Consider the following 10,870-nt stretch of genomic DNA (forward strand, 5'->3'; position numbering starts at 1 on the left):
GCGGCCGCTCCTCAGGGTGAGGTCATACATTGGTGCTTCAGATCAAGCTCTAAGGCCTCCGTCGCTTCAAGGCGCGATGAGGGTTGTCAATTGTGCACCTTCGTCAGCGACGAAAACGGCAATCAATTCGGCCCAGTCGGTGTTGCTCGCGTTGGCGGATACGAGATGGATTGCCCCTGGCGGTTCAAAGAACGACTGACCGACATCGAATATCTCCACCGGACCACCTTTGAGTTGTGATCTGATCTGCCCTTTGGTGATGTAAGCCGTGACCGTGCCGGCGTGACGGTGCGGCGGCGTAAAGCCGCCCGGTCCGTATGTCACCCGGACAATGGTTACTCTCTTGCCCGGTATATCCGGTAACGCGTGCGAGCTGATCACCTCCACCTTGTTGAGCGATGAGCCGCCCGAGGCATCAGAAGCGCATATCGGGAGGGGAAGCTCCGAAATCGCGTCCATTTTCAAGGGCAAGGATCGCGCGCTCACGACTGCGCAAATGGTCGCCGCGGCGAGAAGGAGCGGCAGCCGGAGTTGCGCCCGACCCGCGACCGGCGTCGTCATTTCCAGTGCGATGCTCATCGAAACCTCCCTGCAACGACGCGGTTGTTTGTTCCCGTCTCGCAGATCTCAGTCTTCCGTCCTTGCGAGCGCCAAAAGCTCACCCGGATCGCCGACGCCATAGTCACGTGTCGCCCCGCTGGAGGTCACGTAGCCATCAAGCAGGTCCCGGCCGATGGCGGCGGACGCACGTTTGGCCGGTACGCCAAAGCCGCCGGAGCCTGGCGTGATCATATCGATCACGGAGCCCGCCGGCGCCTGGAATGCCCCCTTGCAAGGAAGGTTGCGCGATTTGCCATCAGGCGTGGTCAAGGTGACGACGGCAGCGGCACCGGCCTGGCCTCCCATCAGCCCGAACGGCGGCGATGTCATCCGCTCCATGCAGAGCGAGCCCACGGCATCTGCTCCCGGCAGCAGGCGCCACCTGCGGACGGCGCCGCAGCCGCCGCGATACTGTCCCGCACCCCCGGAGTCCGGGTTCACGGCATAACGTTCGACCCGCAGCGGGAATGCCATCTCGAGAACCTCGATAGGCGTATTCATCGTGTTCGAGATGCCGCTGGCGATCGTGTTGATGCCATCCTTGTTGGGGCGCGCGCCGAAGCCCCCCTTGATCGTTTCGTAGGAGACGTAGCGCGCGCCCGAGCGCGGATCGACGCCACCGAACGTGACAACCGCGGACGTCCCCTGACTGCAGGCCATGACACGATCCGGCCAGATCGCGGCAAGTGCGCCCATCACCATGTCGGCGACGCGATGCGACATCTCGTGGTTGGCGTAGACGACGGGCGCGGGAAACGCCGCGTTGACCACCGAGGCCTCCGGCGCCACGACGGAAATCGCGCGCCAGCAACCGGAGTTCGGCGGAATCAGGCTGCCGGGGTCCACCGCCATCTTCAGGCCGCAGTAGACGCCCGATGCGGTCACCGACAGCGGGGCGTTCATCGGACCCTTCACCTGCGGATCGCTGCCCGCGAAATCGACAACCAGCCGGTCACCGGTTTTCTTGATGTGCATGCGCACGCGGAACCGGGAGTCGTTGCCGTCCGCATCGTCGGCAATGCCATCGCCGTCACAGAAATCCTCGAACGTGCCCTCGCCATCGGGCAGGTCGAGAAGGGCGACGCGCATCAGGCGCTCGGAGTAGTCCATGACCTCCGCCATCGTCTCGATGAGTTCGCGCGCGCCGTAACGTCGTGCCAGTTCCTGCAGCCGTTGAACCCCACGAAGCGTCGCCGCCAGCTGGGCGCCGAGATCGCCGCGCCGCTCGGCGGGCGTCCGGACGTTCGCCAGGATCAGCTTCTCGAGGTCGGAATTCATGACGCCCTTGGCGACGAGGCGAAGCGGAGGCAATCGCAAACCCTCGCCGTAGATCTCGGTCACCGCGCCATAGCTGCCGGGCGTCGCGGAGCCGACATCAGGCCAGTGCGCCCTCAGGCACGTGTAACCGAGCAGGAATCCATCGTGGAAGGCCGGACGGATGACGTTGACGTCGGGCAGATGGCTGCCGCCGAAATACGGGTCGTTGTGGATGAAGACGTCCCCATCGTGCACGTCGCTGCCAAAGGCAGAAACGATGGCACGGACGGCATCGGGCATGGAGCCCAGATGGATCGGAAGATCAATCCCCTGGGCCACCATGGCGCCCTCGGCATCGAATACCCCACAGGAGAAATCGCCGGCTGATTTCAGGATCGGCGAGTAGGCGGTCTTGCAGAGGATGACACGCATCTCCTCGGCGATCTTGAAGAGGGCGTTCTTCGCGATCTCGAAGGCTGCTGGATCCTTTCGGCGTGCGCCCATTGGCGTCGCGGGGTTGTTCATTGTGCTGCTCCCTGCTTTGTCCGCGCCATCAGGATGAATCCGTCGCCATCCATGCGCGCCTGCCAGCCGGGCGGGATCAGGATGGTCGATTCGAGGCTCTCGACCACGGCCGGGCCGTCGACGACAGCCCCCTCCGCAATGCGTGCACGATCGTGCACTTCGGCCGTGATCGCGCCGGTACTGCGAAACCAGACTTCGCGCGACGGCTTCGCAGACGGCGTGCCGGCCACGGCCGGTTGCTGGCGAATGGTCAGCGGCGGAATGACTCCGATCGCGGCCAGACGCAGGCTGACGAACTGGACAGGCTCGGCGCGGTTGTCGTGTCCATAGGTTTTCGCGTGATGGCGGTGAAAGGCCTCGGCAATTCCGCCGATCGCGGCGGCATCGACGGCGCCGCCTGCGACGGGCACGTTCAATTCATACGATTGGCCGGCATAACGCGCATCGACAGAGCGATCGAAGCGGCGGCGAGCGGCGTCGATGCCGGCCCGCTCGAGCATGGCACCGCCTTCAGCCTCCATGGCGCCGAACGCCGCCTCGAGAACGGACGGGTCGGCGGTCGCCGTCGTGGTGTAGACGGTGCGCACGTAGTCACGCCGCAAGTCCGTGCCGACGAGGCCCAAAGCCGAGAACGCTCCCGGGATTGGCGGACAAACGACTGATGCAATGCCCAGTTCCTCGGCGAGAGCCGCTGCGTGCAGCGGGCCGGCCCCGCCGAAGGCAGCCAGGGCGAAGTCGCGGGGATCGTGGCCGCGTTGCACCGAGACGATCTTCAACGCTTCCGCCATGGCATGGTTGACGATATCGATGACGGCGGCGGCGGCCGTCTGCACGTCCACGCCGAGCGGAATCGCGAGCCGCTTCTCGATAGCGGCCGCGGCTGCCTCGAGATCCAGCGCCATGGTGCCGGCAAGCAACGAGTGCTGGCCGAGATAGCCCAGCATCAGGTTGCAGTCGGTCACGGTCGGTTCCGTGCCGCCACGGCCGTAGCAGACGGGGCCGGGCTCGGCCCCCGCACTTTTCGGGCCCACACGCAGGGCACCGGCGCGATCGACCCAGGCGATCGAGCCGCCGCCCGCGGAAACCTCGGCGAGATCGATCACCGGCACGCGGATCGGATGCCCGGCGCCGTTCATGAACCGCGTCACGTTGGATCCGCCGCCAACCTCGTACTCCGGCGTGGTCTCGTACTTTCCATCACGAATCAGGCTGGCCTTCGCGGTGGTGCCGCCCATGTCGAACGACAGGAGGTCCAGCTTGCCGGTCTGGCGTGCAACCAGGGCCGCACCGACGACGCCGGCCGCCGGGCCGGACTCCACCGCCATCGCCGGCATGGCGACGCCCTCGGGCGCTTCGAACACGCCACCGTTCGAGCCCATCAGGTAGAGCGCCGGCAATCCCCTCTGTCTTGTCGCTGCCTCGAGCTTCGCCAGATAGGAACCGAGGATGGGCCCGACATAGGCGCAGACGGCGGTCGTGCTGGTGCGCTCGAACTCGCGGATCTCCGGCAGCACCTCGGACGAGAGATAGACAGGAATATCCGGGAACGCCCCACGCAGCCGCCGGCCCAGGCTCTGCTCATGGGTCGGATTGAGGAAGCTGAACAGCAGCGAGACCGCGATCGATTCCACGCGCTCCGCCTTGAGATCGGCGATCAGCCCGTCGATTTCCGCTTCTGCAAGCGGCGTCACGATCTGCCCGTCGGCGCCGATGCGTTCCGTGATCTCGAACCGTCGCCGGCGCGGCGTCAACGTTGCCGGAGGGTCCTGGAAAAGGTCATAGAGATCGCCGCGCGAGGACCGTCGCAATTCCAGGACATCGCGAAAGCCACGGGTCGCGACAAGGCCGATACGAGCGCCCTTTTCCTCGAGCAGCGCATTGGTGACGACCGTCGTGGCATGGCAGAGCAACCCGACGTCGGCCGGCGCGATGCCATAGACCCGCATCGCGGATCCAAGGGCCTCGAGCACCCCGGACACGAAATCACGCGGTGTCGTCAGCGTCTTGGCGGCGCCGATACGACCGCTCGCGTCGTCCACCACGGCGACGTCCGTGAATGTACCCCCGATATCGACCCCGATCCGCCACGTCATGAAACTGGTACCCTTGCCCGTTCAATCGCCGTCATTGGCAATCCTACTCGCTCGCCACGTACGGCCTCACCATCTTCGTCGGGTCGACGATGCGGTCGAAATCGGCCTCGCCGATGTAGCCCAGTTCCAGCGCCGCCTGCTTCAGCGTCAGGTCCTTGTCCATGGCGTGATGGGCGATCTTCGAGGCCTTGTCGTAGCCGATCACCGGCGCGAGCGCCGTCACCAGCATCAGCGAGCGGTCGACGTATTCCTTGATCTTCCTGAGGTTGGGCTTCGTACCCTCGACCAGGAACTTGCGGAAGTTGGTGCAGCCATCGGTCATCAGCGCGATCGAATGGGCGATGTTGTAGATGATCAGCGGCTTGTAGACGTTCATCTCGAGATAGCCGCCGGCGCCGCCCACCCCGACCGCGACGTCGTTGGCCATCACCTGGGTCGCGATCATGGTGAGCGCCTCGCACTGCGTCGGGTTGACCTTGCCCGGCATGATCGACGAGCCGGGCTCGTTCTCCGGAATCTCGAGCTCGGCGAAGCCGGCGCGCGGCCCGCACGACATCAGGCGGATGTCATTGGCGATCTTGTAGAGCGACACCGCGAGCGTGCGCAGGGTACCGGAAAGCTGGACCAGCGCATCGTGTGCGCCCTGTACGGTGAACTTGTTGGGCGCGCTCACGAACGGCAGGCCGGTGAGCCGCGCGATCTCCGCCGCCGCCGCCTCGGCGAAGCCCGGGGCGGCGTTGATGCCGGTGCCGACCGCGGTGCCGCCCAGCGCCAGCTGGTAAGCTCCCTTGAGCGAGTCCTTCAGGCGCTCGAGATTATCGGCCAGCATGCCGGCATAGCCCGACCATTCCTGGCCGAGCGTGATCGGCGTGGCGTCCTGCATGTGGGTGCGGCCGATCTTGACGATGTCGTCCCACGCCTTGGCCTTGGCGGCGATCGCGTCGTGCAGCGCGCCGACCGCCGGCAGCAGCCGCTCCGCGACGCCGACCGCAGCGGCGATGTACATCGCCGACGGGAACGAATCGTTCGACGACTGGGACATGTTGACGTGGTCGTTGGGATGGACCGGCTTCTTCGAGCCGACCGGCGTGCCGGCGAGCTGGCAGCAGCGATTGGAGATCACCTCGTTGACGTTCATGTTGAACTGCGTGCCGCTGCCCGTCATCCAGACGTGCAACGGGAACATGTCGTGATGCTGGCCGGCCAGGATCTCGTCGCACGCCTTGACGATCAGGTCGTGCGCCGTGGCATCGAGCCGCTTGCCGGCATGGTTGGCGTTGGCGCAGGCTTTCTTCAGGAGGGCATAGGCGCCGATCATCTCGCGCGGGATCAGGTCCTTGCCGATGCTGAAATGCTCGAGCGAGCGCTGAGTCTGGGCGCCCCACAGCTTGTCGGACCGGACGTTCACCTCACCGAGACTGTCGGTCTCCTTGCGAAAGTCTGCCACACGGACCTCCTTGTTCAATCCATCGCCGGCCGCGCGCCGCGCAGCGACTTCAGGGCGCCGTGCCGCTTCTTCTCGTCGAGGCGCCGGCGCTTGCTGGCCTTGGTGGGCCTGGTCTTCTTGCGCGGGATCGGCGGACGGGCGGCGGCGCGCACCAGCGCGACCAGCCGGGCCAGCGCCTCCTCGCGGTTGCGCAGCTGGCTGCGCTCGCTCTGGGCGACCAGGACCAGCACGCCGCTTCGTGTCAGCCGCCGCCCCGCCAGACGCTCCAGCCGCTGGCGCACGTCGTCGGGCAGCGACGGCGAATGGCGCACATCGAAGCGCAGCTGCACCGCGGTCGACGTCGTGTTGACGTGCTGGCCGCCCGGTCCGGCAGCGCGCACGAACGTCTCCTCGATCTCGTCGGGATCGAGGGCGAGCGTGCTGGTGATGCGGATCGGCGCGGCACGACGCGAGCTTTCGCCGACCGCCGCCATCACTCCCGCCCGCCAGCCTTGCGCAGCATCGCCTCGATCGGCGCCCGCCCGGCCTGCCGGGCATAGGTGAGTGCCCGGCGGCCTGTGAAGTCGGCGATGTTGGGATCGGCCTTCCTGTCGAGCAGCGCGCGCACGACTTCGGCAAAGCCCAGCCGCGAGGCGATGATCAGCGCCGTCGCCCCCTGCCGGGTCTGCGCCCCCGTCCTGGCATTGCGCCGCAGCAGCATCTCCATGATGTCGACGTCGCCGCGCTCGGCGGCGCGATGCAGCGGCGTATAGCCCTCGCGATCGACCGAGTCGGGAACGGCGCCGCCTTTCAGCAGCGTCTCGACCACGGCGACGTTGCCCGCCATCACCGCGACGACCAGCAGCGGCTGTCCGCTGCTGTCGATCTGGTTCGGACTCTCGCCCTTGAGCAGGGCCGACCGGACCTTGTCCTCGTCGCCGTCGCGCACCGCCTTGACGATCGGCTTCAGGCTGAGGAAATCCTGCGCCGAAACGGACACAGCCGGCACGGCCAGCAACGAGGCAATGAGGTTTCGTCGGATCATGTCTTCCTCCCACGGGATTCCTGGAAGCGGACCTCGATGCGATCCCAGATCTGCGCCTCCAGCGATACACCGTCGAAGCGGTTGATCTGCTGCAGCCCGGTCGGCGACGTGACGTTGATCTCGGTGAGATAGTCGCCGATCACATCGATGCCGACGAACAGCAGGCCGCGCCTGGCGAGCTCGGGCCCGATCGTCTCGCAGAGCTCGATGTCGCGCTTGCTGAGGCTGGCCTTGATGGCAACGCCGCCGACATGCATGTTCGAGCGCGCCTCGCCCGGCGCCGGCACGCGGTCGATCGCGCCGACCGCCTTGCCGTCGATCAGGATGATGCGCTTGTCGCCCTTGCGAACCTCCGGCAGGTAGCGCTGGGCAATCAGGGGCTCGCGGCTGCGCTGCGAGAACATCTCCAGCAGCGAATTGAAGTTCTCGTCGTCCGGCCGGACGCGGAACACACCGGCGCCGCCGTTGCCGAACAGCGGCTTCAGGATGATGTCCTGGTGCTCGTCCCAGAAGGCGCGGATGGCGCGTACGTCGGCGCTGATCAGGGTCGGCGGCATCACGTTGTCGAAGTGCGTGACGAACAGCTTCTCGGGCGCGTTGCGCACGCTCGCCGGATCGTTGACCACGAACGTCCGGGGATGGATGTGCTCCAGAATGTGCGTCGTGGTGATGTAGGACATGTCGAACGGCGGATCCTGGCGCAGCAGCACGATGTCGACGGTCGACAGGTCGAGCATTTCGGGCGCGCCCAGGGTGAAGTGATTGCCCTTCTCGCGCCTGAGCGTCATCGGCTGGGCGCGCGCCGTCACCTTGCGGTCGCGGAAGCTGAGGTCGGGCGGAGTGTAGTGCCACACCGTGTAGCCGCGCCTTTCGGCCTCGAGACCGAGCACGAAGGTCGAATCGCCGTCGATGTCAATGGTCGAGACGTGATCCATCTGGATGGCGACACTGAGCTTCATGGGCGGGTCCTGGACTGGAATTGCGAGGTCTGTTGCGGTCAGTTAAGGCCGCGACGCAGCTCCTGCAACAGGGCCGTTGCATGCTGGCGCAGGGCCGGGTCGCCTCCGCCGCCCTCCAGATCGAGGAATCGCTGGAAGGCGGCGATGGCGGCACGGCGCTTGTCGAGGCGGGCATGGAGCTGGCCGGCCTCGAAAAGCAGCTCCGGGCGGTCGGGGGCGATCGCCAGCATGCGCTCGAGCGACTGGGCCGCGCCTTGCCAGTCGGCCTTCCTGGCAAGCCGCAGCCTGATGTTGTTCTCCAGCCGCAGCAGCACGTCGCGGTCCGACACGGGGTCGAAGTACTGAGGCTGCAGCTCGGCCTCCTGGCCCAGCACCTTGCGCAGCAGGTCGCGCAGATCGGCGGCATCGCGCACGACGCCGTCGTGGAACGGATCGACGACATGGCGCGCGCCATCGATGCCGATGCGGATCAGGAAGTGGCCGGGGAAGCCCAGCCCCTCGGCGACCCAGCCCTGCGCCCGCGCCACATGGAGGTAGAGGATCGAGAGCGCGACAGGCAGGCCCTTGCGCCGCTCCATGACGCGCACGAGGTCGGCGTTCTGCAGGTCGTCGTAGGACTCGGCGTCGCCGCGATAGGCGTAGGAGCGGGCGATGATCTCGGCCAGCGCCTCGGGCGAGGCGCCGCGCCGGCGCACCAGGTCGGCGAGATCGGACACCATCGCCGCGGCATGCTGGCGAAACGGCACGAGATCGAGCGTTTCCTCGCTGCGCGCCGCGCTCAGTGCCAGCCCGGCCTCGAGCACGTCGAGCTGCCGGCCGTCGCCGGCACAGAGATCGCGCAGGCGGTCGAGCCTGGCTTCGAGAGCGCGATCATCCGCCACGTCTCACCATTACCGTCTCACCATCGCTCGGGTGCCTGCCAGACGTCGGGCAGGTGGCGCGGCCAGAATCTCGAGACCAGGACGGCGTCGAAGCGCACCGAGTGGGCGGCATAGTAAGGATGGCGGGCGACGAACAGGCTGGCGGCGCGCGCCACGCGGCCGAACTGGCGGCTGCCCAGCGCGTCGGCGGCAATCGTGACGTCGCGGCGCGCCTTGACCTCGACGAAGGCCAGGACACCGCCGCGGCGGGCGACGATGTCGATTTCGCCCAGCTTGGTCTTGTAGCGCCGCGCCAGGATCGAGTAGCCGGCCAGTCGCAGGCGCCAGACCGCGCACATCTCGGCGACCCGACCCAGCCGATGAGCCCGCTGACGCGCCTGGATTGTCATGCCGTCATCCCTCGTTTCAGTTCGAGCGCCCGGGCATAGACCTCGCGGCGCTGCAAACCATAGCGCGCCGCGACCTCCGCCGCCGCATCCTTGACCGACGCACCAGCCATCGCCAATCGCAGGGCCTCGTCGACCGCCCCGGGCCGGGGCGCCGCCGCCGGCTCGGGCGGCCCGATCACGATCGCGATCTCGCCCTTGACGTTGGGATGGCCGGCATAGTGCCTGGCCAGCTCGTCGAGCGGGCCGCGCCGCACCTCCTCGAACAGCTTGGTGAGCTCGCGGGCGATCGCCGCGGGCCGCGGCCCCAGCAATTCGGCAAGGTCGGCCAGCGAGGGGCCGAGCCGATGCGGCGCCTCGAAGAACACCAGGGTCGACGGCACGCTGCCGGCGGCGGCGATGGCGCGGCGGCGCTCACCCTCCCGGGCCGGCAGGAACCCGCCGAAGTAAAACCGGTCGGTCGGCAGGCCGGACAGCGCGAGCGCCGTCGGCAGAGCCGACGCGCCGGGCGCGGCCGTCACGAAATGGCCACCGGCAAGGGCTGCCCGCACCAGACGGTAGCCGGGATCGGAGATCAACGGCATGCCGGCGTCGGAGACCAGGGCGACGCGCTTGCCGGCGGCCAGGGCGCGCAGCAGCCGCGGCTCGGCGTCGTCCTGGGTGGCGTCGCTGTAAGCCACGATCGGTGCGGCAATCCCGTAATGGCTGGCGAGCTTGGCAAACACGCGCGTGTCCTCGCAGGCGATCAGGTCAGCCCCGTGCAGGACATCGAGAGCGCGCAGCGTGATATCGCGCAGATTGCCGATCGGGGTTGCGACGATGTGCAAACCCGGCGCCAGCGGCGGTTTACGCCGCGCCTGCCCATCGCTAGCTTGTGCCCGTTCGTCCACGTCCCCGTTCGTCCCGTTCATCGTCAGCCGATCGCCGGAGTTTCGCGCCGATGCGCCAATCGTTTTTCGCGCTTGCCGCCCTTGTCCTCCTGCTGGGCGCCTGCGCGCAGCAGACCCAGACTAGCACGGCACCGCCCCGACCCACGACCACCGGCCCGGCTGCCGGCTCGCCGGTCACCGCCTCCGGCAAGACCCGCATCGCCCTGCTGCTGCCGCTCACCGGCCGGGCAGCGCCGGTCGGGCAGTCGATGCAGCAGGCCGCCGAGATGGCCCTGTTCGACACCGGCGCCAAGGAGCTGGCGCTGGCCGCCTACGATTCCGGCGAGAGCGCCGACACGGCGATGGAAGCCTACCGCAAGGCGCGCACCGACGGCGTGGCGCTGGTCCTCGGTCCGCTGTTCGGCCAGTCGGCCGCCGCCCTGGCGCCGCTGGTCGACCAGGGCGGCGCCAACGTCATCTCCTTCTCCAACGACGAGTCGGTGGCCCGGCGCGGCGTCTGGATCATGGGCATCGCCGCCCCGCCGCAGGTCCGCCGCGTCGTCAACTATTCGGTCGACAACGGCATCCGCCGCTTCGCCGCCTTCGCGCCGCAGACATCCTACGGCGAGCACATGGTGCGCACCCTGGAAAGCCAGGCCACGGCACGCGGCGCCCGGGTGGTGGCGACCGAGCTCTACGATCCCAACAGCCTCGATCTCACCGCCGCCGCCCGGCGCCTCGCCGGCGCGCTGCAGGGCGACGACGGCAAGCTCGCCGTGCTGGTGCCGGTGGCCCCGCCGCGCTTGTCGTCGGCACTGGCGTCCCTCGC

Annotated in this window: 11 protein-coding genes; 1 reads left to right on the top strand and 10 read right to left on the bottom strand. The window is 67.7% G+C overall.

Annotated elements, in window-relative coordinates:
• Positions 1–66: 66 nt before the first annotated feature.
• Genes AB7O82_RS32945 through rsmI form a run of 10 tightly spaced genes read right to left on the bottom strand, consistent with a single transcriptional unit; the run spans position 67 to position 10,083 of the window.
• Complete coding sequence (locus tag AB7O82_RS32945) at positions 67–579, bottom strand: cupin domain-containing protein (protein ID WP_428621278.1); 513 nt, start codon at positions 577–579, stop codon at positions 67–69.
• 48 nt (positions 580–627) lie between these two features.
• Entirely contained in the window at positions 628–2,382 is a 1,755-nt protein-coding gene (locus AB7O82_RS32950) for a hydantoinase B/oxoprolinase family protein (RefSeq protein WP_428621279.1), read from the bottom strand.
• A complete protein-coding gene (locus tag AB7O82_RS32955) occupies positions 2,379–4,475 on the bottom strand; it encodes a hydantoinase/oxoprolinase family protein (RefSeq protein ID WP_428549336.1) in 2,097 nt (698 codons plus the stop codon). Before AB7O82_RS32955 ends, AB7O82_RS32950 begins: the two co-directional genes overlap by 4 nt.
• A gap of 43 nt (positions 4,476–4,518) precedes the next feature.
• Positions 4,519–5,922, bottom strand: coding sequence for a class II fumarate hydratase (gene fumC / locus AB7O82_RS32960; RefSeq protein WP_428621280.1), 1,404 nt, complete (start codon positions 5,920–5,922; stop codon positions 4,519–4,521).
• Between the two features lie 14 nt (positions 5,923–5,936).
• The gene (gene arfB / locus AB7O82_RS32965) at positions 5,937–6,395 is read right to left on the bottom strand and encodes an alternative ribosome rescue aminoacyl-tRNA hydrolase ArfB (protein ID WP_428549340.1); all 459 of its coding nucleotides are present in this window, start codon (positions 6,393–6,395) and stop codon (positions 5,937–5,939) included.
• On the bottom strand, positions 6,395–6,946 hold the full coding sequence (locus tag AB7O82_RS32970; protein WP_428549342.1) for an ankyrin repeat domain-containing protein: 552 nt from the start codon (positions 6,944–6,946) through the stop codon (positions 6,395–6,397). Before AB7O82_RS32970 ends, arfB begins: the two co-directional genes overlap by 1 nt.
• Positions 6,943–7,905 carry a glutathione synthase gene (gshB, locus tag AB7O82_RS32975; protein WP_428549344.1) on the bottom strand — a complete coding sequence of 321 codons (963 nt, stop codon included), beginning with the start codon at positions 7,903–7,905 and terminating at the stop codon, positions 6,943–6,945. Before gshB ends, AB7O82_RS32970 begins: the two co-directional genes overlap by 4 nt.
• Positions 7,906–7,943: 38 nt before the next feature.
• Positions 7,944–8,786: a SirB1 family protein gene (locus tag AB7O82_RS32980; RefSeq protein ID WP_428549346.1), complete on the bottom strand. Its 843-nt coding sequence runs from the start codon at positions 8,784–8,786 to the stop codon at positions 7,944–7,946.
• A gap of 17 nt (positions 8,787–8,803) precedes the next feature.
• Positions 8,804–9,175, bottom strand: coding sequence for a YraN family protein (locus AB7O82_RS32985; protein WP_428549348.1), 372 nt, complete (start codon positions 9,173–9,175; stop codon positions 8,804–8,806).
• Entirely contained in the window at positions 9,172–10,083 is a 912-nt protein-coding gene (gene rsmI / locus AB7O82_RS32990) for a 16S rRNA (cytidine(1402)-2'-O)-methyltransferase (protein WP_428549350.1), read from the bottom strand. Before rsmI ends, AB7O82_RS32985 begins: the two co-directional genes overlap by 4 nt.
• A 29-nt stretch (positions 10,084–10,112) precedes the next feature.
• Here rsmI and AB7O82_RS32995 point away from each other — a divergent pair.
• A partial coding sequence (locus tag AB7O82_RS32995; protein WP_428621282.1) for a penicillin-binding protein activator occupies positions 10,113–10,870 on the top strand: 758 nt, incomplete at its 3' end.

The organism is Reyranella sp., from assembly GCF_050185545.1.
Taxonomy (GTDB): Bacteria; Pseudomonadota; Alphaproteobacteria; order Reyranellales; family Reyranellaceae; genus Reyranella.

What these genes read in the sequence shown, in the direction of transcription:
- AB7O82_RS32945 (WP_428621278.1), bottom strand. Translation starts at nt 579, where the DNA reads ATGAGCATCGCACTGGAAATGACGACGCCGGTCGCGGGTCGGGCGCAA.
- AB7O82_RS32950 (WP_428621279.1), bottom strand. Translation starts at nt 2,382, where the DNA reads ATGAACAACCCCGCGACGCCAATGGGCGCACGCCGAAAGGATCCAGCA.
- AB7O82_RS32955 (WP_428549336.1), bottom strand. Translation starts at nt 4,475, where the DNA reads ATGACGTGGCGGATCGGGGTCGATATCGGGGGTACATTCACGGACGTC.
- arfB (WP_428549340.1), bottom strand. Translation starts at nt 6,395, where the DNA reads ATGGCGGCGGTCGGCGAAAGCTCGCGTCGTGCCGCGCCGATCCGCATC.
- AB7O82_RS32970 (WP_428549342.1), bottom strand. Translation starts at nt 6,946, where the DNA reads ATGATCCGACGAAACCTCATTGCCTCGTTGCTGGCCGTGCCGGCTGTG.
- gshB (WP_428549344.1), bottom strand. Translation starts at nt 7,905, where the DNA reads ATGAAGCTCAGTGTCGCCATCCAGATGGATCACGTCTCGACCATTGAC.
- AB7O82_RS32985 (WP_428549348.1), bottom strand. Translation starts at nt 9,175, where the DNA reads ATGACAATCCAGGCGCGTCAGCGGGCTCATCGGCTGGGTCGGGTCGCC.
- rsmI (WP_428549350.1), bottom strand. Translation starts at nt 10,083, where the DNA reads ATGAACGGGACGAACGGGGACGTGGACGAACGGGCACAAGCTAGCGAT.